20 protein-coding genes and 1 tRNA gene are annotated in these 21,962 nt (G+C 43.2%); 17 read left to right on the top strand and 4 right to left on the bottom strand.

Going from position 1 to position 21,962, the window contains the following annotated elements; genetic code table 11:
• The first annotated feature begins 120 nt into the window (after positions 1–120).
• The 13 genes from Q0688_RS12220 (at position 121) to Q0688_RS12160 (ending at position 15,795) form a co-directional block, all read left to right on the top strand.
• Positions 121–1,926 carry a PLP-dependent aspartate aminotransferase family protein gene (locus tag Q0688_RS12220; protein ID WP_299076786.1) on the top strand — a complete coding sequence of 602 codons (1,806 nt, stop codon included), beginning with the start codon at positions 121–123 and terminating at the stop codon, positions 1,924–1,926.
• Positions 1,927–2,050: 124 nt separating this feature from the next.
• Positions 2,051–2,287 carry a DUF2164 domain-containing protein gene (locus tag Q0688_RS12215; protein WP_299076784.1) on the top strand — a complete coding sequence of 79 codons (237 nt, stop codon included), beginning with the start codon at positions 2,051–2,053 and terminating at the stop codon, positions 2,285–2,287.
• Between the two features lie 157 nt (positions 2,288–2,444).
• Positions 2,445–3,569 carry an efflux RND transporter periplasmic adaptor subunit gene (locus Q0688_RS12210; RefSeq protein ID WP_299076781.1) on the top strand — a complete coding sequence of 375 codons (1,125 nt, stop codon included), beginning with the start codon at positions 2,445–2,447 and terminating at the stop codon, positions 3,567–3,569.
• Positions 3,566–6,706, top strand: coding sequence for an efflux RND transporter permease subunit (locus Q0688_RS12205; protein ID WP_299076778.1), 3,141 nt, complete (start codon positions 3,566–3,568; stop codon positions 6,704–6,706). The genes Q0688_RS12210 and Q0688_RS12205 overlap by 4 nt, the downstream gene beginning before the upstream one ends.
• Positions 6,707–6,864: 158 nt before the next feature.
• Positions 6,865–7,452, top strand: a complete 588-nt coding sequence (locus Q0688_RS12200; RefSeq protein WP_299076775.1) for a glutathione S-transferase family protein — start codon at positions 6,865–6,867, stop codon at positions 7,450–7,452.
• 14 nt (positions 7,453–7,466) lie between these two features.
• Positions 7,467–7,766: a DUF1244 domain-containing protein gene (locus Q0688_RS12195; RefSeq protein ID WP_299076772.1), complete on the top strand. Its 300-nt coding sequence runs from the start codon at positions 7,467–7,469 to the stop codon at positions 7,764–7,766.
• Positions 7,767–7,894: 128 nt separating this feature from the next.
• Positions 7,895–8,584: an ABC transporter ATP-binding protein gene (locus tag Q0688_RS12190; protein ID WP_299076769.1), complete on the top strand. Its 690-nt coding sequence runs from the start codon at positions 7,895–7,897 to the stop codon at positions 8,582–8,584.
• Between the two features lie 21 nt (positions 8,585–8,605).
• The gene (locus tag Q0688_RS12185) at positions 8,606–9,607 is read left to right on the top strand and encodes an HlyD family secretion protein (protein WP_299076767.1); all 1,002 of its coding nucleotides are present in this window, start codon (positions 8,606–8,608) and stop codon (positions 9,605–9,607) included.
• A complete protein-coding gene (locus Q0688_RS12180; protein ID WP_299076764.1) occupies positions 9,604–10,599 on the top strand; it encodes an efflux RND transporter periplasmic adaptor subunit in 996 nt (331 codons plus the stop codon). Before Q0688_RS12185 ends, Q0688_RS12180 begins: the two co-directional genes overlap by 4 nt.
• Positions 10,596–11,795 carry an efflux RND transporter periplasmic adaptor subunit gene (locus Q0688_RS12175; protein WP_299076761.1) on the top strand — a complete coding sequence of 400 codons (1,200 nt, stop codon included), beginning with the start codon at positions 10,596–10,598 and terminating at the stop codon, positions 11,793–11,795. The genes Q0688_RS12180 and Q0688_RS12175 overlap by 4 nt, the downstream gene beginning before the upstream one ends.
• Complete coding sequence (locus Q0688_RS12170) at positions 11,788–13,029, top strand: ABC transporter permease (protein WP_299076758.1); 1,242 nt, start codon at positions 11,788–11,790, stop codon at positions 13,027–13,029. The genes Q0688_RS12175 and Q0688_RS12170 overlap by 8 nt, the downstream gene beginning before the upstream one ends.
• Positions 13,030–13,127: 98 nt before the next feature.
• A complete protein-coding gene (locus Q0688_RS12165) occupies positions 13,128–13,595 on the top strand; it encodes a (2Fe-2S)-binding protein (protein ID WP_299076755.1) in 468 nt (155 codons plus the stop codon).
• A 1-nt stretch (position 13,596) separates the two neighbouring features.
• A complete protein-coding gene (locus Q0688_RS12160; protein WP_299076752.1) occupies positions 13,597–15,795 on the top strand; it encodes a molybdopterin cofactor-binding domain-containing protein in 2,199 nt (732 codons plus the stop codon).
• Between the two features lie 61 nt (positions 15,796–15,856).
• On the opposite strand, the gene cdd is transcribed toward Q0688_RS12160, so the two are convergent.
• Complete coding sequence (cdd, locus tag Q0688_RS12155) at positions 15,857–16,264, bottom strand: cytidine deaminase (protein ID WP_299076750.1); 408 nt, start codon at positions 16,262–16,264, stop codon at positions 15,857–15,859.
• A 245-nt stretch (positions 16,265–16,509) separates the two neighbouring features.
• On the opposite strand from cdd, the gene nlpI reads away from it, so the two are divergent.
• The 4 genes from nlpI to Q0688_RS12135 all read left to right on the top strand — a co-directional run bounded on the left by nlpI (position 16,510) and on the right by Q0688_RS12135 (position 19,937).
• On the top strand, positions 16,510–17,418 hold the full coding sequence (gene nlpI, locus Q0688_RS12150; protein ID WP_299076747.1) for a lipoprotein NlpI: 909 nt from the start codon (positions 16,510–16,512) through the stop codon (positions 17,416–17,418).
• Between the two features lie 2 nt (positions 17,419–17,420).
• The gene (locus Q0688_RS12145) at positions 17,421–18,407 is read left to right on the top strand and encodes a hypothetical protein (protein WP_299076745.1); all 987 of its coding nucleotides are present in this window, start codon (positions 17,421–17,423) and stop codon (positions 18,405–18,407) included.
• 98 nt (positions 18,408–18,505) lie between these two features.
• Positions 18,506–19,564, top strand: a complete 1,059-nt coding sequence (gene nadA / locus Q0688_RS12140; protein WP_299076742.1) for a quinolinate synthase NadA — start codon at positions 18,506–18,508, stop codon at positions 19,562–19,564.
• A 283-nt stretch (positions 19,565–19,847) separates the two neighbouring features.
• A tRNA-Ser gene (locus tag Q0688_RS12135) sits at positions 19,848–19,937 on the top strand.
• Between the two features lie 313 nt (positions 19,938–20,250).
• Here the strand turns inward: Q0688_RS12135 and Q0688_RS12130 are convergent.
• From Q0688_RS12130 to Q0688_RS12120, 3 genes are all read right to left on the bottom strand, one after another.
• On the bottom strand, positions 20,251–20,613 hold the full coding sequence (locus tag Q0688_RS12130; RefSeq protein WP_299076739.1) for a hypothetical protein: 363 nt from the start codon (positions 20,611–20,613) through the stop codon (positions 20,251–20,253).
• The gene (locus Q0688_RS12125; RefSeq protein WP_299076737.1) at positions 20,610–20,924 is read right to left on the bottom strand and encodes a hypothetical protein; all 315 of its coding nucleotides are present in this window, start codon (positions 20,922–20,924) and stop codon (positions 20,610–20,612) included. Before Q0688_RS12125 ends, Q0688_RS12130 begins: the two co-directional genes overlap by 4 nt.
• Positions 20,921–21,962, bottom strand: a 1,042-nt coding sequence (locus Q0688_RS12120; protein WP_299076734.1) for a fibronectin type III domain-containing protein, incomplete at its 5' end; no start/stop codon positions are given. The genes Q0688_RS12120 and Q0688_RS12125, both read right to left, overlap by 4 nt.

The raw sequence follows: 21,962 nt of genomic DNA, 5'->3' as shown, positions 1-21,962 counted from the left end.
ACCTAGTCAGTTGATGTAAAAAATCTTAAAAAGTGAATAAAATTTGTTGTAAAAGTGTAAATATAGAATTAAATTCGGCCAATAATGTTTTGTTATGAATTTAACTGTAGAGAAACCACTATGAGTTCCAATAATACAACGGCTCCAAATGTCGCTGAGCAGGCTAAGATTTTATCTCCAAAAAGAAACACCACGCAAGCCACAACAGTGGATGAATTAACAGATGAGCAATTGGCCCACTTTGGGATCGACAAAAACAGCGATTATGGTCAAGCATTGTTTAATACTGCACGGCACTTGTATTATACCCAAGCCAATATGCAGCAACTTTGGCAGATCACCAGCGATACCCTTGAAGGCTTAAGCAAAGAAAATAAAGTCGCTTATTTTAATGCTAAAAAGTTTTTGTCGTTTCAGATCGCTAAAATCCTCGACACCTTACAAAACCCGTTTCGCGCCACCTATCAAAGTTTAAGTCAACAATCTGGCTCTCAGGTCAGTAAAAGTCACTACCCGTTGTTTGATAACGTAACGGCGTTGTTTTCGGCCACACCAGTAGTAGTACGTACAGCCACTTATGTGTATGCCTGTACTGAGTGGGTAGACGATGCGTTTCAAGGCAAAGAGTCCACACACCAAATATATTCACGTTTACTCAATCCCACTAATATTTCACTGGCTAATGCCATAGTGGATTTAGAAGCAGGGCCGTATTCTGCCGATTATTTGGCATGGAACTTTAACTCAGGCATGGCAGCGATTGATGCCTTGTTATCTAATGTCTTAAGCCATGGCGATGTATTGATTGTATCGCGTAATGTATATGGCGGTGTGTATCAGCTGCTACATGATTATTTTGCTCGTGAAAATCGTATGAATGTGCAACTAGAATGGTTCGATGGTTATACGGCCGATGAATTTGCCAAATTTATGCAGCATACAAAGGTTAAACACTCGGCTCGCCTAGCTCAGGGCAATGATTTGCATGTGTATATGGAGTCACCCTGTAACCCTCATGGCTATGTGCTGGATGTAGCGGGTATCAGTAAACTTGCCCATGCTTCAGGCCATACTGTGATGTTAGATGCCACCCTTGCTACGCCTATTTTGCATCAACCTTTACAGCGCCTTGATAAAGCAGAGCGTCCCGATTATGTGGTGCATAGTTACACCAAAGATATCTGTGGTAGCGGTGCCACCACAGCAGGCGTGGTAATTGGCGAAGCCTATCGCATGTTCCAAGGCAAAGGCGATTGTGTGAATGGTTACGATTGGTCAAAAACCATGTTTTGGGACGTGTATTACATCAAAGGCGCGTTTTTAGACTCAGAAAAAGCCTTTGATGTGCTCAATGGCATGAAAACCCTTGAGATGCGGGTGATGAATAAAGTGCTCAATACCCAAGTATTTAGCCAGTTTTTAGCGTCTCATGAAGATTTCAATGTGAATTGCCACGCCGTAGAAGGCCATAGCAATGGCCCATTACGAGAAAGTCAAATGCGCCATGGTTGGCCTTGTGCTTTGTTTACCGTAGATATGCAAGGCAGTGCAATTGAACGAGATACCTTTGTGCGGTTTTTTGATGCCCTAGAGCCTGCATTTAGTCATCAAGTCAGCATTGGCCAAAATAACACTATTATTTTGTGTCCGGCTTTAACTTCCCATAGCGAGCTAGACGAAATGGCTCAAGGTAAAAGTGGTATCTACCTCACCACTATGCGTATTGCTATGGGAACAGATAACGTCAAGGAACTGATTGCTCATTTCATTAATAGTGCACGTTTACATATTGACCCAGTGATCCCCGGTTTTAGCGACAAGTTTATGCCTGCATCAGAGATTGATAAACTCTATATGCAAACCAGTTCAAAAGTCACTGAACAACATTATTCGAGCGGCGCGTCGGTGCAAGATATGTTGGGTTAAACACACAGTCAGGGAGTGTGCAATGACATGCTCCCTGATTTTCATTTGAAAATTAGACATGAGGATTTTAAACAAGCACAGAGTCAGTCATACTCGGTTTTTTAATTAGAGTGGGATACTGACCTTGTCAAAAATTGAATTTCCAGCCCAGCAAAAAGAACAAATCATTCAAAAACTACAAAAATATATGCTGAAAGAGCTCGATGTTGAGTTAGGTCAATTTGACGCTGACTTTCTTTTGGATTTTATTTCTAAAGAAATGGGTAGCCTTTATTACAACCAAGGTTTGTATGATGCGCAAACCGTTTTGGCCGATAAAATGGACTCAATTGTTGAGGCTGTGTACCAGCTAGAACAGTAAAACGTCCTTGTTATACAAATGTTTTTCTTCGATTTAACGTAGATTTAACATTGTATGTATTTAGTAACAATTTTAGTGTCATATTAATCAGTTCCCTCATGAAATATTGCGGAAAATAGGGTAAATTACGCGCAATTTTTATTATGGCGAAAAAATCATGGCGTTTACCATCAACAAACTTAGGCAACAACCAGCATGGATTGCCGTGATCATTTTTATTGTGCTGTGTTTATGGATTGCCTCAGGCTTGCTCAAAACTCAAAGCTCAACTGCATCAGTCAAACCTAAAAATGTCGAAACACCTTTGGTGAAAGTGACAGTAGAGCACGTGCTTGCGGATGAAGTGACCCGTGAAATCAGCTTGTATGGACGCACCGAACCAGACCGTATCGCCGCGTTACGTTCGGAAGTGAGCGGCTTAGTCGAAAAGGTGCACGTTCAAGAAGGTGACCGAGTCAGCAAAGGTCAAAAAATTATAAGCATTGAAAATGCTGATGTTATGAGCCGTTTACAGTCTGCCAAGGCAACGTTAAAACAACGTGAAGTTGAGCTTAAAGGGGCTGCATCCTTAAAAGCAAAAGGTTATCAATCGCAAACAGCCTTGGCACAAGCCACGGCTAATTTGGCGATGGCTAAAGCGGATGTGGTGTCTTATGAGCTGGCGGTATATAAGTCGCATATTATTGCACCCTTTGATGGCATCATAAACGAACGTTTTGTTGAAGTAGGTGACTTTCTTAAGAATGGCGACAATATTGCCAGCTTAGTCGATTTAGATCCCTTGGTTATCACTGCCAATGTGACAGAAGTGAATGTACATGGCCTAAAAGCAATGCAGCAAGCCACTGGGCGTACTGTGTCTGGTGAAATGTTACAGGGCAATATTCGTTATATTTCGAGTATTTCAGAGCCTGGCACCAATACCTTTAAAATTGAAGTGGCAGTACCCAATTCTGATTTCAGCAAAATGGCTGGCATGAGCACTGAGTTGGCTTTACACCTAGATCCTACTTGGGCCATTCGAATTACTCCAGCGGTGATGGCATTAGATGAACAAGGAAACTTGGGTGTAAAAATCGTCGAAAATGAACATGTAAAATTTGTGCCAATCGATATCGTGAAAAGTGATAGCCAAGGCGTGTGGTTGTCTGGCATGGGGCAGCAGGCCGACATTATAACGCTAGGTCATGGGTTTGTGCGGGACGGAGACAAGGTTGAAGTAGTGCGCGTTGATAAAACCGCCAATCCTGCAACGAGTCTTTCTGTAAAGGCTCAACAATGAAAAATTTGATTTATGGGGCCTTAAACCATAGCCGTACTGTGCTTATGGTATTTGTATTACTGCTGATATCGGGTGTGGTGACTTATACCACTATCCCAAAAGAAGCTAACCCTGATGTGCCTATTCCGGTTATCTATGTGTCTATTGTGCACGACGGTATTTCTCCCGAAGATTCTGAACGTATGTTAGTCAAACCCATGGAACGTGAGTTGCGTTCTATTGATGGCGTTAAAGAAATGAAAGCCACAGCGGGCGAGGGCTTTGCCAATATCACCTTGGAGTTTTTTGCGGGTCTTGATTCTGACGCCGCTTTGGCTGATGTGCGTGATAAAGTCACAGTGGCCCGAGCAAAATTACCATCAGAAACCGAAGAGCCAACTATTCACGAAGTCACTATGGCCGGACAAATGGCGGCCATAACAGTGGCGTTGTCAGGCCCTGTTTCAGAACGGGCGTTAGTTACAGTGGGTCGAGAGCTAAAAAAGCAACTTGAAGGTTTAAGTGAAGTGCTTGAAGTGGATATTGGTGGCGATCGTGAAGACATAGTAGAAATTGTGGTGGATCCGCTGTTGATGGAGTCTTATGGACTCGATCAAAATGATATTTTAAACTTGTTGTCCCGCAACAACAGACTGGTTCCGGCCGGTACTTTGGATAATGGTAAAGGTAATTTCGCCATTAAAGTCCCCTCTGTTTTTGAGTCTGTTACTGATGTCATGGAGCAACCCGTTAAGGTGCAAGGCGACAGTGTTATTACCTTTCAGGACGTGGCACAAGTTAGGCGCTCGTACAAAGACCCCACCAGTTTTGCCCGTCTAAACGGTGAGCCCACTGTTTCACTTGAGGTCAAAAAACGTCCAGGGGAAAACTTACTTGAAACCGTCGCCAATGTGAAAGCCTTGGTTAGCGCAGCGCAACAAACAAGCATTTGGCCAGCAAGCATCAATGTCAGTTATTCGGGTGATCAGTCCGTTGACGTAAATATGATGCTCAGCGATTTACAAAATAATGTCACCAGCGCGGTTATTTTGGTGGCGATAGTGATAGTGGCCATTTTGGGATTACGTACTGCAATTTTAGTGGGCGTGTCTATCCCCGGTTCTTTTTTGACCGGCATACTGATTATTTCTATGTTTGGTTATACCTTAAATACCGTGGTGTTATTTTCATTGATTATGGCTGTGGGCATGCTGGTGGATGGTGCCATAGTTGTCACCGAATACGCCGATCGCTGTATGAGTGAAGGTATGAGTAAAAAAATTGCTTATAGCAAAGCTGCACAACGTATGGCGTGGCCGATCATTGCGTCTACCGCCACCACATTAGCCGCGTTTGCTCCGCTGATGTTTTGGCCTGGCATGATGGGTGAATTTATGAAGTATTTACCCTTTACCTTGATTGCGGTGTTGTCGGCTTCACTGATGATGGCGCTTATATTTGTGCCGGTTTTAGGTGGTGTGTTTGGTAAACCAAGGCATGTATCCGCATTCGATAAACAGCAAATGCTCGAGGCTGAAAATGGCGATATCAGAAAGGTACAAGGTTTTACCGGTAAATATATTCGTGTGCTCGCCACAGCCATTCAGAACCCGTGGAAAATGTTATTGGGTGCCATTGTTTTTGCCGTTCTGTCTTTTACCGCTTACGGGGTATCGGGTTTAGGGACAGTATTTTTTCCAAATGTTGACGTTCGCGGCATTAATATCACAGTGCGCAGTGCCGGTGATATGTCGATTTATGAAAAAGACCAAGTGGTAAGTACTGTAGAAAACCGTTTAATCGAAATGGATGCGATTGAAACCTTATATGTACGTACCGGTGGACGCGACCAAATAGGTTACTTACGCATGAATCTAGTGGACTGGCATTTACGTCCACATTCTGACGATGTGCTTAAAGATGTGCAAAATAGGCTCAAAGATATGCCTGGTTTAGACATTGAAGTGTCCCTTGACGAAGACGGCCCGCAATCGGGCAAAGATTTACAAATTCAGCTGTCATCTCGTTTTCCTGAGTTATTAGACGAAGCAGCGTTAAAGATACGTGCCGTGCTAGACACAAACAATAAATTTACGTCTATCAGTGATACCGCTTCTAAACCCGGAATCGAATGGCAACTTAACGTCAATCGCGCTGACGCTGCTAGGTTTGGCGCAGATGCCACCTTAGTCGGCAGCACAGTGCAATTTATTACTAATGGTTTAAAAATTGGCGAATATCGCCCAGATGACGTGGATGACGAGTTAGATATTCGGGTACGTTATCCCGTTGAGTCGAGGTTTATTGGCAAGCTTGATGAGCTTAGAATGAAAACGGCTAGTGGTATGGTGCCCATCTCAAATTTTGTTGAGCGTACTGCCCATCCCAAAACTAATCTTATTAGGCATATAGACAGCCAAAGGGTGATCTCTGTTGAAGCCAATATGATGCCCGATGAGTTGTTGAGTATTGAATTGCCGAAGTTGCAGGCATTGTTACCCAGCTTAAACTTAGATCCTCGGGTGAATATCACTGTCAAAGGACAAAATGAAGAGCAGGATGAAACCACAGAGTTTCTATCTAATGCGTTTCTAATTGCACTCTTTGTAATGGCCATCATTTTGGTGACCCAGTTTAATAGTTTTTACCAAGCGTTCTTAATTTTAAGTGCGGTGTTATTTTCAACCGTTGGTGTATTCCTTGGTTTGCTTATTTTCCAAAAGCCTTTCGGCATCGTCATGTCTGGCATAGGTGTGATAGCGCTGGCTGGCATAGTGGTCAATAACAATATCGTGCTAATCGACACCTACAATATTTTGCGTAAAGAAGGGGTACCCGCCATGGAAGCCATTTTACGCACAGGCGCCCAGCGTTTGCGCCCAGTATTGATGACTACAGTGACCACTATTTTAGGTTTGTTGCCTATGGTGGCAGAAATTAATATCGATTTTATAGGGCGTAATGTAGACATAGGCGGTCCATCCACAGGCTGGTGGTCACAACTTGCGACAGCCGTTGCCGGCGGTTTGGCGTTTGCAACTATACTCACCCTAATACTTACACCCTGTATGCTAGCCTTGAAAGTTAAAAGAGAAGAACGCAAGGCAGCTAAATCAGCATTAAATTTAAAACAGCAAAGCTTGGGTAACGCTCAGTAATACTGAGCGACAACAAGCCCAAGGCTAAGTGTTGCTAAACGGGTCAGCCAACAATAATGATTAGGCCACTTAGTCTATATTGTGTAGAACTAATTTTGCTGCATAGGACTGTGTAATCTAGTATCTTTTACGTCTAATTTAGTTATCTAAGGATCACTATGTTGAAACTATATGGCTCTACAACTTCTCCCTATGTCCGCCGCTTGCGAATTTGGCTAGCCAACACTCAACATGAATTTGTAAATCTACAGGTATTTTCTGAGCAAGATAGACAACTTCTGGCAGCTAAAAATCCAACAATGAAAATACCCATGTTAGAAGATGGGATGCAAGACACTGCGCAGCGAATTTTTGACTCTAGAGTTATCTACCGCTACTTAACAAATAAGTTTGAAGATCCGCTCCTTAGCTGGGAGCAAGAAAACCAACTCACTCTTATTGACTCAGCCAACGATTCGTTAGTACAAATGTTTATTCTATCGAATTCTGATATCCCTCCAGATGAAGATAAATTGTTCTTTAAGCTACAAAAAGAGCGGGTTAATGCAGTATTAGTGCAATTAAACGAGATGGTAGCCAACCAGGACTTTGCCAACTGGAACTATCCCGCAGTGTGCCTGTACTGTTTAATCGATTGGATAGAATTTAGAAACTTACATAACATGCAGGGCTTAACCGACTTACTGGCATTTCATGATGAAAATGCCCAGCGCATTGAAGTCACTGCCACCGATCCACGACAATAAATATTAGGTATATCATGAATCAACAACAAAAAACCGCTGCCGAAGCCGCGGCCTTTAGACAACTTCTTAAACATCTAGATGCCAATAAAGATGTACAAAATATCGATCTGATGATCTTGGCAGATTTTTGTAGAAATTGTTTATCCAAGTGGTATATGGCTGGCGCCAAAGAGCAAGGTGTCGAGATAGATTACGATCAAGCCCGCGAAGCTATTTATGGTATGCCTTTCAGTAACTGGAAGGCGGAACATCAGCTTCCCGCTACTGAAGAACAAATGGTTGCTTTTGAGGCAAGACAAGCCGCACGTAAGTAGCACGCCTCCTCTAAGAAATAATTTGAAACAGTTAAGCTAGGTCGCAACTCAATATTGAGGTTTAGCTTTATTGCTAGTTGTTGAGCATCTGTATAAGGTAGCACTTTCGTTTTACTAAGAAGATATTCATGCTCGAACTTCGTAATATTGCTAAATCTTTTGCCAATGGATCCGAAGTAGTCCATGCCCTAACAGACATCACGTTAACCGTGCAAAGAAATGAATTTGTGGCCTTTATGGGAAGCTCCGGCTCAGGTAAATCAACCTTGATGAATATCCTGGGTTGTTTAGATACGCCTAACAGTGGCCAATACTTTTTAGACAATAAAGATGTGGCAACTTTGGATGATGACACCCTATCAGCCATTCGTAATCAACACATTGGCTTTATATTTCAAACCTTCCACTTGTTACCTAAATTAGACGCCATTGGTAACGTTAAATTGCCGCTGCGTTTTAGTGATGTTTCTGAAGAAGAAGCCGATCGGCGCGCCAATGAGTTACTAGACAAAGTGGGTTTAAGCCATCGTAAAAACCATAAACCTTTCGAAATGTCAGGTGGCCAAAGACAGCGCGTGGCAATTGCTCGGGCCCTAATTAACAAACCAACTGTGGTATTAGCTGATGAGCCAACAGGTAATTTAGACAGTAAAACCTCTGTTGAAATTATGGCGTTGTTGACCGACTTACATCAACAAGGCCAAACCATAGTGATGGTCACCCACGAAGACGATATTGCCACTTATGCCCAAAGAGTGATCACTATGCGTGATGGTCAAGTATTGAAAGATACAGCGGCAACCGCCCAACATCCTTAGAGCAACAAGGAGACTAAAGTTATGTTACTAAAAAACATGTTAATTTTTATGATTGTGGCGATGGCAAGTCATGCTAAAGCCGAGGACCATGTGACCTTGCTAACGGGCATTATTACCTCATCAGAATATCAGTTAGTCACTGCCCCTAAGTCTAGTCGCTGGCAAGTACAAATTCAGTGGATGGCGGATGAAGGCAATATCGTTAATAAAGGTGATTTAGTGGTGGTATTCGATTCTGGTGGTATTGAATCGCAGTTAGAAGTGAACGAAGAGAAACTTGAGACTGATAAACTAGAGTTACTGAAATTAGAAATGGACAAAGGGCAGGCTGTATTAGAAGCAGCAGGTGCCTTAAAGTTAGCCAATATTTTAGTAGAAAAAACGCGTATCGAAGCCTCGGTGCCAGACGGCGAGATAAGCGCCTATGAAAAAGGCAAGAGTGTGATTGAATATGAGAAAGCCATCAGCGCTAAAATCAAAGCCGAAGAAAATCACACGCTAAAGTTAGAAGAACAACAAGTTGAGATCAGTAAGAAAAAAATCGATATCCTCAAACTCGAAGAAAACATTACCTATCAGCGCAGTCAATTAGACAAGCTCAGTGTGAAAGCTAACATGACAGGTCCAGTCACACATGCCATGCATAGATGGATGGGGCAAAAAGTAGCGACGGGAATGAATATTCAATCCAGTTGGGACGTGCTCACAGTGCAAGCCGCCTCCACTTATCAAGTCTCAGCATGGATACACGAAATAGACGCAGCAAGAATTGACTTACAACAAAGTCAATTTTCTCTGACATTAGATGCCTATCCAGATCAAAGCTACACCGGAAAAATCATCAGTGTATCGAGTCAAGCTGAGCAAAAAAGCCAGTGGAGCGACAGTGCCTATTATCGTGTTGAAATAGGCTTCGTTGAGCCTTTAAAACAAGCTATATTTCCTGGTATGAGTGTAAGAGTACATCTAATTCCGAAAAATACTGCATCGCAAATCACAGCTACAAAGGAATTATCTATATGAGACAGTTCCTTATTATATTTAATACTATCTTGATATTGAGCTGCGCTAGTTTAATTGGATGCCAAGAGGACCCAGTCACTACCGCGCCTTTGGTAGCAGCCCCTAAAGTGACCGCCTCGGCTGAATTGATTTCACTATCAAACGCCACAATTGGTCCGCCTAATATATCCCGCATGTGGCAATACAAGATTCAGAAAATGGCGCCAGAAAACAAGCAAGTTAAAAAAGGGGAGGTCATTTTAGTCTTTGATGGTCAAAAGAAAAAAAATGACCTAATGGGAAGGGAAAGTAGGCTTAAAGCCGAGATTAAAAAAGCCGAAAGCAACAAACTAAAAGACGAAGCCACGACCCAAAATCTTATATTAAAACTTGCTGAAGCTGAGATGGAATATGAGAAAGCCAAGCGTAAGGCCGAAATTGTTGATGCCTCTCGTTCTAATATTGAGCGGCTAAAACAACAGGCTGATTATCGTTATCAAACCGAAAATTTAGCCCAAGCAAAGCAAAAATTAGCCCATCATAAAAAAGCGGTGTTGCTAAATGTGAAAGTCTCACAGGGAAAAATTAAAATCATGCAAAGTAGGGTTAACCGAATAAAAGAGGAAATAGTTAAGTTAAGTGTAAAAGCGCCCAAAGATGGCCTAGTTATGTACAAAGAAAATCGTCAAGGAGAAAAAGTGGCAGTGGGTGAAACAGTTTATATGGGGCGCAGTTTGATGCAATTGCCATCTCTTGATGCCGTAGCACTAAAAGCTGAATTTGCCGAGCCAGACAAGTCTAAGCTCAAAAAAGGACAAGGGGTGAGGGTGATCTTTGAAGCCTATCCAGAAATGTCCTACATGGGGAAAATCAGTAAGTTAGGGCAGGCGTTTTACCCTAAATCGGCCAATAACCCTAAAGTGATCTTTGATGCTCAAATAGAACTTGGCGAGCAAAGACCAGAGGTTATGCGCCCCGGAATGAAAGCCAAAATTGAGGTGGTTGATTCATGAATAAAGGGATTTTGCTAAGTATCTTTATAATGGCGCTATCAGCTTGTGGCGAGTCACCTCAGTCAAGTGTGCCGCTATATGAAGTTGAACAAAAAGGTTTTGCTGTGCTTATTCCGGCTACAGGCGAAGTGGAAGCCGCGCAAGCCGAGCGTATTAACTCTCCGGGTCGTCGCCCAATGACCATTGATTGGTTGGCCGAAGAAAATAGTTGGGTCACAAAAGGTCAAGTGGTGGCGCGTTTTGATTCTGAACAACTTTTGTTAGACAGCCGCGAAGAAGAACTGGAAATGATGCAGTTAGATATGGATATGCGCAAACAATATGCTAGTGAGAATCAACAACAAAACGAGTTGAACTCTGACAAGGTATTAGTAGGCAAAGAGTTTAAGTTTGTGGATACCTTTGCCATAGACGATTTGCGGCTATATTCCAAAATCGAAATCATCGACACCTTATCTAACCGCGATTATCTTGGAGCGAAAGAGGAATTCATAGAATGGAAAGAAAGCAGTATTGGTGATCGTAATCAAAGTGCTTTAGAAGTGCTAGATATTCGCAAAGACGGGCATCAAGCCAAATTTCAGCAGCATCAATCAGCATTGGCAAAACTGGAGGTATTGGCTCCATACGATGGCATGTTAGTGTACGAAAAAAACTGGCGGGGCGAAAAAGCCACAGTAGGGCAAACTATATTTCCCGGCAGTACTATTGCAAAAATTCCTAACTTAGAAAAAATGCAGGCCAAGTTGTATGTATTGGATAAAAATGCCATTGATTTGAAAGTAGGGCAAAAAGTTTCTTTGGCTTTAGATGCTTATCCTGATGAAAAACATAATGGTGAAGTACTTTCGGTGTCGGGATTTTCTCGCACCATTAAGCGCGGCAACCCAACTAAATATTTTGAATTAGTGGTGTCGTTAGCAAGTACAGCCGAATCTTTACAGCCTGGTGCTAAAGTGTCAGCCAATATCAGTGTGGCTGACTCACAAGCAAAACTCGCTATCCCTTTACAGGCCATTTTTAACGAAAATAGTGAAAATTTTGTGTATCTACAAGACGGACGGAAATTTGAAAAACGTGCAGTCAAAATCGCTGGGAAAAACCTTTATTTTGTAGAGGTGGTGGCAGGACTTAAGACCGGAGATATCATCGCATTAAGTATTCCCGAAGAAACCGAAGGGGGAGATTATGAATAATAATTTTATGCCTTTGGTATTAGATGCACTAGCAGAAATGGCCTCTCATAAACTGCGTACATTGTTAACTTTATTAGGCATGATTTTCGGTGTAGGTGCAGTGATAGCTATGCTAAATATCGGTGAAGGTGCCGAGCGTCAAGCGCTCAAGATGATAGATTCTATGGGCCTTAGAAACTTGATTGTTGAAGCCAAACAATTTGCCGATGATGAACTTAATGAAATTCGTCAAGAGTCTTTAGGGCTCACTATGGCAGACGTAGAGGCTGCCACCCAAACCTTGCCGTTTGTAGAAGATTATAGCGCCCAAAGATATGTTAAAACTCAATCGGTTTACAGTGATTTAGGCAGTGCCGATTTAAAAGTGGTTGGGGTAAGCGATAGTCATTTCAGGCTGTCTAATATGCAAGTACAAACCGGACGTCTATTATCCGAACAAGATAACAAGCAAGTAGCACAAGTGGCGGTCATAGGTGCGAATGCAGCCAAACAGCTGTTCCAAGAAAAATCAGCGGTTGGGCAGTTCTTAAAAGTTAATCACCTCTGGTTAGAAGTAGTAGGGGTGTTAAATAATCCATTTTTTGATAAAGATGAATTTCAAGGGGTGAAAATTGGCGGAGATAGTGCGCTAATTTTTGTACCACTTAGCACTAGCATTAAGAAACTCAGTAGCCCCGTTTTGGCCAGTGAGTTAGATTTAATCAAATTGAAAATATCTGAAGAAACCGATCCAATGGTGGCCGCTAAAGCGGTGTCGTATTTATTCAAAATGCGCCATGGTGAGGCTGATGACTATCAGTTAGTGATCCCCGCCGCGTTACTCGCCCAGCAAAAACAAACGCAACAAATTTTTAATATTGTAATGGCCTGTGTGGCGGGTATTTCTTTGTTGGTTGGTGGCATAGGCATAATGAACATTATGTTAGCCAATGTGCTGGAACGCACTAAAGAAATTGGCTTATTACGCGCAGTAGGTGCGACTCAACAGAATATCAAAATGCAGTTTATAGCTGAAAGTTTCACTATTTCACTTTTAGGTGGGCTTCTAGGCGTCGCATTTGGTTTGATATTGTCCGAAGTGATAGGTTTTTATTCCGGCTGGGCGGTGAGTTGGTCGATTACCGCTATAGTATTGTCTTTGACTATTTGTATGGCTGTGGGTATAGGATTTGGCGCCTATCCTGCAGTAAAAGCCTCACAACTTAATCCAATAGATGCCTTACATAGTGATTAATACGGGTTAAGTTTAAATGTGTATAGTAGAGATAAAATAAAAATTTGGCTGGAACCAAATATTGATCCAGCCCCGCGAAAAGTTAACTGGAGAGTGTGATGAGTCAAACTATTAAGATTAACGATAAAAGTTACCCAATCGATGTCGACGGCGACATGCCCTTGTTATGGTTTTTGCGGGACAAGCTAGAACTAACCGGTACCAAATTTGGTTGTGGCATGGGCTTGTGCGGTGCGTGTACTGTGCATATCGATGGGCAAGCGACTCGGTCTTGCGTGATGCCAGTTTCGGCGGTTGCGGGTAAAACTATTACTACCATCGAAGGATTATCTGAAAATGGCGACCATCCTCTACAAAAAGCATGGCTTGCCAATAAAGTGCCACAATGTGGTTACTGTCAAGCTGGGCAAATCATGAATGCTGCTAGCTTTTTAGCCACCAATAACAGCCCAAGCAGTGAAGAAATAGATAGCGCCATGCAAGGCAATATTTGCCGCTGCGGTACCTATCAGCGTATCAAACAAGCGGTTTCTGATGCGGCCGAAGAAATGTATAAGGAGGCTTAAGATGACTGATTCAACGCAAAATACCCTTTCCAATCAAAGTCGCCGTAAGTTTCTTAAACAATCAGGCTTAGCCACAGGCGGGTTAGTCTTAGGTATAAGCTTACCGCAAACCACCATAGCCGGTTTTAAAATGGGTGAAGACAGCACTTTTAATCCGAGTGCGTTTATTCACATCGACGATAACGGCGATACCTTACTTTATTGTGGTCGCTGTGAAATGGGGCAAGGCATTAGTACTGCATTACCCGCCGCAGTCGCCGACGAACTTGAAGCCGATTGGTCAAGGGTCAGCATTAAACAAGGCGAAGGTAACGAAGAAAAATACGGACCTCAAGCCACGGGCGGCTCGGCGAGTATTCGTACCATGTATATTCCCATGCGTGAAGCAGGTGCAGCGGCAAAAATGATGTTAGTGGCCTCTGCCGCTAAAGTATGGAAGGTTGCGCCTGAAGATTGTTTGGCCGACAACCACTTTGTTATCAATAAAAACAACCAGCAAAAACTCGGTTATGGCGAGCTGGCAAGCTTAGCTGCTAATGAAGCGGTACCCGACAGCGTAACCCTCAAAGAGAAAAAAGATTACAAATATATCGGCAAAGACATAGCAAGGCACAACCAAGGTGACATAGTAGTTGGGCAATTAACTTACGGCGTTGATACTAAAATGCCAGGCCTAAAATATGCTGCGATCACCCATTGCCCTGTGATGGGCGGCAAGCTTAAAAGTGTCGATAAATCCGCGGCTATGCAAATAAAAGGTGTACTTAAGGTAGTTGAAATACCTAGGCTCAATCACCCCTTTGGATCTTTAGGAGGCGTTGCTGTAGTAGCCGACAACACTTGGACAGCGCAACAAGCCCTTAAAAAGCTCAAAATTGAATGGGACTTAGGTGAGCATAAAAATTACGACACCAAGGCCTATAAAGTCCAGCTGGTTAAAAACGTCGAAAAACCTGCGGAGCTAGCTGCCGAGCGCGGCGACATAAACAAGGCTTTTGCCGATGCCGAGCATGTTGTAAAAGCGACTTACACAGGCGGGCATTTGTCTCACTCACCTATGGAGCCGAATGCCTCAGTTGTGTGGGTTCAAAAAGACAGTTGCGAAGTCTGGGCGGCCACACAAAGCCCTGCTGATATCCAAAAAGTGTTAGCGTTATATTTAAAACGTGAACCAAAAGACATTATGGTCAATGTGACTATGGCAGGTGGGGCTTTTGGGCGTAAGTTCAAATGTGATTACGTGCACGAAGCGGCAGTGTTATCCCAAGCGGTTAACGGGCCAGTGCAACTTATTTGGTCACGTGAAGAAGATATGCGTACCGGCTATTATCATTCGATTAATGCGCAACATATCGAAGCATCACTTGATAAAGAGGGCAATGTCTCGGGTTGGTTGCACCGCGCGGCATTTCCCGCCATTGCCTCGTTGTTTGATCCAAGCCTTGATAGAGCGCCCGCCAACAACTTAGGCGATGTTGATAAACATCCCTTTGGCATTGCTAACTACCGCAGTGAAACTGGTGAAGCCGTTGCCCATACGCGCATAGGTTGGTATCGAGCGGTGTACGCCATCTTTTATGGTTTTGCCTTTGGCAGCGCTGCCGATGAATTGGCTCATCAATCCAAAAAAGATACTGTGAGTTTGTTACACAACATTTATGACAATAACAAAAATGCCGAACAAGCCGAACAAGTGGCGCGCTCAAAAGGGGTATTGGCAAAAGCGGCGCAAATGTGTGACTGGGAAAATCGTGGATCTCTGCCAAAAAATCAAGGCTTAGGCATAGCGGTTCACTTTAGTTTTAATACCTATGTGGCGATGGCGGTACGAGTCGAAGTAAACGGCGACGACATTAAAGTGCTTGAAGTGGATGCCATAGTCGATTGCGGTCAAGTGCTCAATACCGATAGTGCCACAGCACAAATGGAAGGCGCAGTGGTGATGGGCATGTCATTGTCGTTGCGAACCGAAGTGGTGTTTAGAGAAGGCGCAGTGGTCAATTCAAATTTCCACAATTATCCGGTGCTAAGAATTAACGAAATGCCTCAGGTTAACGTACATTTTATGGAAAATGATTATAAACCAACTGGGTTAGGTGAACCCGGACTTGGACCTTTTGCTCCTGCTCTGGCCAATGCCGTGTTTGCCGCATCAGGCAAACGTTACCGTGACTTGCCTTTTAAACCCATGTCCATGTAGTGATAACGTGATTCAAATAAAAATGCCGCTAAAGTTAGCGGCATTTTTTATGAACAGGTAATTATTTTTCAAAACCGAATGCCAAAGGCAGTAATTCGGTAAACTTTACCGTTTTTATCTTGCCTTCTTTAGTCGCTAAATGCACTTCGGTTTGAGCATCTGCAAACTCAGCTATTTTTTGACGACAGCCGCCACAAGGCGAGCAAAACTCATCATTTGGGCTGGCGATAAGGATATGTTTAATGTGTTTACTGCCAGATGCAACCATGGCCGCAATCGCCCCTGCTTCGGCGCATTGTCCAAGGGGATAGGCAGCATTTTCTACATTACAGCTAGCATGGTGTTGGGCTTTTTCATCAAGAATAGCGGCCCCAACAAAAAAGTTTGAGTAAGGGGCATGGGCATTTTTTTGTGCTTTTGTTGCTAATGCCAGCAGTGTTTTGTGTTCAGGCTTTAGGTCAAGTGCCATAAAAATTAGACCGTAAATATAACTCGGCCGCGTAGTGTGCGCTAATTAGGGATCAAGATTCAAGTTTAATTCACTCTTTTAGTAGAGTAGTGAGTAAGGCAACTTTACTTTCAAAGGCAAATAGGCGACTCTAACGGCCTTAATTTCTTGTTGTTTTTTGACTATTTAACAGGTTTACATTGAAACCGAACTTCAAATTCAGAGTCATATAAATAATCTTTTTTAGGTAAGACTTTTCTAACAATATGTACACACATTTCAGCATTATCATTTTACTAAGCGCCTTATTATTGGGTTGTGCTAATAACAGCACTTCAATGCAAAATAATGGGCAAATGGGCAATTTATTATTGGCCGAGCCTGCTCCTATGAATCAGCGTTCACAATTAGCCATTTCCCGTTACAGTCACATTTTGGGTAACACCGATTTGGAAGATGACCAGCGAGCACAATTGTTACATCAACGAGGCACATTATACGACAGCGTAGGGTTGTCGGGGCTGGCGCATTTTGATTTTAACCAAGCGATCCGTTTAAAGCCTGATTTGGCCGAAGCGTATAATTCTATGGGGGTCCATTTCACCCAAAAGATGAATTTTATCCAAGCTTACGAAGCCTTTGATGCCAGTTTAGATATTAATCCTGATATGGAGTTTGCGTTTTTAAATCGTGGTATTGCTTTGTATTATGGCGGCCGTCCTGATTTAGCAGTGCAAGATCTCGGCACTTTTTATAGTAAAAATGCGTCTGATCCTTATCGCGCCTTATGGAGTTACTTAGCGTCTAGGGAGATAGATGAATTGAAGGCGCTAGCAGAACTTGCCAAGCAACGCCAACAGTTAGACGAGCAAAATTGGGCTACGCAGTTAGTGGACTTATATTTAGAGAACACCACTGAAACTGAACTGCTTAATGCTTTGATTAGGGGAGTGACCAGTCAGCAACAACTCACCGACAGATTATGCGAAGCCTATTTCTATTTGGGTAAATACCACTCAGCTAGAGGTAACAAAGGTGTGGCATCAAACTATTTTAAACTCGCTTTAAGTACCAATGTGTTTGAATATGTTGAACATCGCTACGCGAGGTTAGAACTCAACTTGTTACGTGATGAAACCAATAAGGCTGTCACAAACGAGTCAAAAACCCAATAAAAATGCGAGTTGCAACTAAGTGGGGAGTCGCCGTAATTGGTATGCTGTTGCCTTGTTGGTTGCTGGTTGCCAACCTGCTATTTGATTCTGGATCTCAAGAAAACGAACCAAGTGTAAAGTTGCAAACTATTACCAAATTCGAGCTCGAGCAAAATGCGAACGACTCCATAACCAGTGATGCAGAGACCTTATTGCTTGACTTTAGTTTGCCTAAACACTGTAAACAAAAGCTGTTGTTTGTGGCGTCTGGTGCTGAGTCTTTGTCTCAAGCAGAGGTATTTAGGTCTCGTTTTGAAAATGATTCGCGCTTAAGTTCTTTACCCATCTGCATTTTTGACGTGACTTGGCAGGTACAAAGTGACTTGTCTTGTAATGAAAATTGGCAACAAAGTGGTCGCTTAGGCTGTCAAATGTTGCCTTTAGCTGCCAAATTAAAATCTATAGCTTTCACTCACTTAGTGGTATTTGCCGAGAAAGGTAAAGCCAATGTTCATAACGGCATCATGTTCCTCGACAACCAAGACAGCTACGATGTATTTATTCATGAACTCGCCCATTTTTCAGGTTTCATCGATGAATACCCCCTTAGTCAAGGGCTCGCAAAAAGGGTTTGCCAAGGTGTAGAAGCCCCCAACATGGTGTTTCAAAAAAATAAAAATGTCGCCGCAGACCAAAAATATTGGCAATCACTTGGGCTGAAAAATATTCCAGAAATTCATGCCGCCCGCACTTGTGATAACCATCCAGCACAAGCGTTTAAGGCATCGAGTAAACTTACCTTTATGGAATATCACGATACCGCCTACATTCCGGATTATTACTTGGCAACATGGCAAAAGCAGTTGCAACATATTCCTAATCAGCCATCTGCTCATATTAACTTCGCGCAATTGTACGAGGATGTAAATAATTCATCTGAAGGTCAATTTTGGCGCGCCAAATATCAACAGTATTTAAACGGCAATTCGCCGAGTAAACGCAGCTTTTAACTAGCTCTATTAAGTTTAACCGCTCAAATATGTGACAAGTTACTAGTACAGCGGGTATAATACTCGGACGTTTTTTGTTCCAATAATACTTTTACAATATGTCCCAGCTATTCCCTGTTGAAACCATAGATTATCCTTTTCCTGCTAAGCCTGTTGCCTTGACTAATACCCAGCAACAAGACTATGTACAGCAGATTAAAACCTTGCTTAAAGAAAAAAATGCAGTGCTTGTGGCGCACTACTACACTGACCCCGAAATTCAAGCCTTGGCAGAAGAAACCGGCGGCTGTATTTCTGACTCACTAGAAATGGCCAGATTTGGCCGGGACTGTGAAGCCGACACCCTAATTGTGGCTGGCGTAAAGTTTATGGGCGAAACAGCCAAAATTCTTAGCCCAGAGAAAACCGTGTTAATGCCTACTCTAGAAGCGACATGCTCACTCGATTTAGGTTGCCCCGTTAAAGAATTCTCAGCGTTTTGTGACGCGCACCCCGACCACACAGTGGTGGTTTACGCTAATACTTCGGCTGCGGTCAAAGCGCGCGCCGATTGGGTAGTAACATCCAGTATTGCCCTAGAAATAGTGGAACATTTAGATGCCATGGGCGAAAAAATCATCTGGGGCCCCGATCGCCATTTAGGTGCATACATAGCCAAACAAACTGGTGCCGATATGTTGTTATGGCAAGGGGAATGTATTGTACACGACGAGTTTTCAGCAAAAGCTCTAAAAGACATGCAACACCTACATCCAGAAGCGGCAGTATTAGTGCATCCAGAATCACCTGCCAGCGTAATAGAAATGGCCGATGCGGTAGGCTCTACCACTCAGTTGATCAATGCAGCAAAGTCATTACCCCATAATAAATTTATTGTGGCCACCGACCGTGGAATTTTTTATAAAATGCAACAAGCCGCACCCAACAAAGAACTACTAGAAGCCCCAACAGGTGGTAATGGCGCAACCTGTAAAAGTTGCGCACATTGCCCATGGATGGCCATGAACGGCCTCAAGGCGATAAAAGAATCTCTAACAGAAACCAGCGGTCATGAAATTTTTGTAGACGACATTTTAAGAAGAAAGGCGCTGATACCGCTAAATCGCATGTTAGATTTTGCCGCAGAACTCAAGCTAAAAGTTAAAGGCAACGCTTAGAAAAGACGGTATAAGCTAGAGTTTGCTGATATTTTATACGCAATGCCAGTATTTATGATGTTTTCCTTGCTTCAACAAGCCGAATTCCATAACATACGCCGCGCTTAGAAAGTCAGGCAACTGACCGAAAAACGCAACAAATTTGCAGAGGGTTAAGCCGCTCTCTTTAGGAGCACAGCTCCATGCGGTTTAACATCAAGTCACGGAAGACGAGATTGGGTGCATATCATCATGGACGTGTATTTGACCGCGACAAAGTGGTCACAGAAGGTTTTAAAAATTTGGAGAGGTGGCTGAGTGGCTGAAGGCGCACGCCTGGAAAGTGTGTTTAGGGTTAAACCTAACGAGAGTTCGAATCTCTCTCTCTCCGCCAAATACTAAAAAGCCCCGCTATTCTTAGCGGGGCTTTTTAGTATTTGAAGGTGCGAGTCGTGATAAGGGCAGCCAGAACCTTTCACTACATCGGTGTAGTTCACCCACTGCAAGGGCTAGCTAAAGCTATTCTAGTTTATTAATCCACTGTGATTCACTAACCACACTAGTGCTACAACATTTATGTAGCCGCCGACGCAGATTGATAAACGCCGCGGGGTAGTTTGATAAACCTGTTCGGGTCGGGCGCGGGGTAGTTTGATAAAAACAGGGTGCTAAGGGCACTCTTTAAATGCCCTTTAAACAGTGTTTACCTACATCACATCACTGAGCGTAATATCTGCCTCATTTAGCGTGTATGTGCCGCCTGTTGAGTAGCTTTGTGGGGTTATTGCTCCTTCGCCCACTCGTGTTGCTCCGGCGTATATTGCTGCATGCGTAAAATCAACTGTTTCACCTTCTGCTGCCACCGGTATTGTAAATGTTGCTAGGTTATCGTCGTCAACTGATAGCACACCTCCTGCTGGTGCATCGTATGTGATGGCTTGTCTTGCATAGCCTGTACCTGTTAGCTCGTCGGCCGTATAGTCGCCAGATGTAAACAGCGCGCCAACTAGTGATGTAGGATCCCAATCCCCAGATAGCATTAAATTTTTACCCGCAATAGTTAGATTCATAGTCTTGTACTCGTTTTGTTGTTAGTAATAAATTGTTGGATGATAGTCGATTCGTTGCCCTGCGCATCTCGTACTCTCATTTCATGCTTTTGTTCTCCATCTTGGTTGTTTATTGCTTTTGGCAGCGTTAATACAAAATCATCATCAGCTACTTTGATATCACCTGGCATCTCAGCTGCAAACAATACCGATCCACTCACGCTACATATTTCATATTTCGCAGCCACAAAATCTGATGCGGGTATTTTTGCACCCGTCTTTTGGTCGGTTACATCAACAGTGATGCTAATGTCGTCTGCTTGATACATCATAAATAACCTCTAAGATTTATTGATTTTTTAATGCCGTTTAAGTGCAGCGATTGCACTACACCATGCATAGATATTAGCGTTACCCGCGTTGGTGTTTGGCTTGAATAGCCTGCCCAGTCAATCATTGCCGCTGCATTAAATGCAATAATGCCAGTCGCGCTTTTTGTGGCATTAATACCAATGTACTGCTTGGCTCTAATGTTTATATCGCCAGATGAATGCTTAACACCCTTAATATTAGCGCTTGCCAGCGTGTTAAAACTAACTGCTTCGTTAGCGTGCTTAATGCCACCAAACGCCACGCCCACCGCAGCTTGAATAGTGATTGACCCCAACCGAGTAACTTCTGAACTACCTTGCCAACCTACTATTGCATAAGCTGTGATATTGATTTGACCAGGCGAATGCTTAATGCCACCCGTTTGAATATGTGTTGCGGTGGTAACTAGCGCATTACCGCCCGCTGATTTAACCCCAGTTAATATAGCGTTTAAACCCTGTAAAATGCCAAGCTCACCAACAGAATGCTTAGTGCCAGATACGGCCACCTGAGTTGCAGTGTCAAACGCACTACTGCCAGCTGACTCTTTAAATCCATCAGCTCGCACATTTACAGCCAATGGCAACTCAACGCTATCAGCGGCCGATTTAACACCTGACATCTTAATATTCGCCGAAACATTGAATGACAAGTTAACATCATTATGCTCAACACTATCAGTCGTAAACCCAACAACACTAGACCAACTGCCATCTCCTGTTGTGTTATAAGCTCTTACTTCTACTGTGTAAGCCGTACCAGCCGTTAATCCAGTTAATACAATTGGGTTATCAGTACCTTCATCAGTGATAGTTACGCCGCCGACTCTAAGGTCAAAACCATCAACCTCGTCACCCTCTGCATATGAGAATGGGATAGTTGCTGTGGTTTCGGTTTTTGTGATTGTGCCGATTGTTGGGATGCCAGTTGGTGCTGATGCTCCGCTTGCATCCGTTGCGTAACCTATTGCCCCGTTTAATCCCGCTGTGGCTAATGCA

Source organism: uncultured Paraglaciecola sp., from assembly GCF_937123705.1.
Classification (GTDB): Bacteria; Pseudomonadota; Gammaproteobacteria; order Enterobacterales; family Alteromonadaceae; genus Paraglaciecola.
The sequence above is the reverse complement of the archived record's forward strand: the minus strand, read 5'-3'. Positions and strand labels throughout refer to the sequence as shown.

Coding starts and splice junctions, on each gene's coding strand:
- Q0688_RS12205 (WP_299076778.1), top strand. CDS start 3,566: ATGAAAAATTTGATTTATGGGGCCTTAAACCATAGCCGTACTGTGCTT.
- Q0688_RS12210 (WP_299076781.1), top strand. CDS start 2,445: ATGGCGTTTACCATCAACAAACTTAGGCAACAACCAGCATGGATTGCC.
- Q0688_RS12160 (WP_299076752.1), top strand. CDS start 13,597: ATGACTGATTCAACGCAAAATACCCTTTCCAATCAAAGTCGCCGTAAG.
- Q0688_RS12125 (WP_299076737.1), bottom strand. CDS start 20,924: ATGATGTATCAAGCAGACGACATTAGCATCACTGTTGATGTAACCGAC.
- Q0688_RS12220 (WP_299076786.1), top strand. CDS start 121: ATGAGTTCCAATAATACAACGGCTCCAAATGTCGCTGAGCAGGCTAAG.
- nadA (WP_299076742.1), top strand. CDS start 18,506: ATGTCCCAGCTATTCCCTGTTGAAACCATAGATTATCCTTTTCCTGCT.
- Q0688_RS12145 (WP_299076745.1), top strand. CDS start 17,421: ATGCGAGTTGCAACTAAGTGGGGAGTCGCCGTAATTGGTATGCTGTTG.
- Q0688_RS12195 (WP_299076772.1), top strand. CDS start 7,467: ATGAATCAACAACAAAAAACCGCTGCCGAAGCCGCGGCCTTTAGACAA.
- Q0688_RS12175 (WP_299076761.1), top strand. CDS start 10,596: ATGAATAAAGGGATTTTGCTAAGTATCTTTATAATGGCGCTATCAGCT.
- cdd (WP_299076750.1), bottom strand. CDS start 16,264: ATGGCACTTGACCTAAAGCCTGAACACAAAACACTGCTGGCATTAGCA.
- Q0688_RS12170 (WP_299076758.1), top strand. CDS start 11,788: ATGAATAATAATTTTATGCCTTTGGTATTAGATGCACTAGCAGAAATG.
- Q0688_RS12130 (WP_299076739.1), bottom strand. CDS start 20,613: ATGAATCTAACTATTGCGGGTAAAAATTTAATGCTATCTGGGGATTGG.
- Q0688_RS12185 (WP_299076767.1), top strand. CDS start 8,606: ATGTTACTAAAAAACATGTTAATTTTTATGATTGTGGCGATGGCAAGT.
- nlpI (WP_299076747.1), top strand. CDS start 16,510: ATGTACACACATTTCAGCATTATCATTTTACTAAGCGCCTTATTATTG.
- Q0688_RS12200 (WP_299076775.1), top strand. CDS start 6,865: ATGTTGAAACTATATGGCTCTACAACTTCTCCCTATGTCCGCCGCTTG.
- Q0688_RS12180 (WP_299076764.1), top strand. CDS start 9,604: ATGAGACAGTTCCTTATTATATTTAATACTATCTTGATATTGAGCTGC.
- Q0688_RS12165 (WP_299076755.1), top strand. CDS start 13,128: ATGAGTCAAACTATTAAGATTAACGATAAAAGTTACCCAATCGATGTC.
- Q0688_RS12190 (WP_299076769.1), top strand. CDS start 7,895: ATGCTCGAACTTCGTAATATTGCTAAATCTTTTGCCAATGGATCCGAA.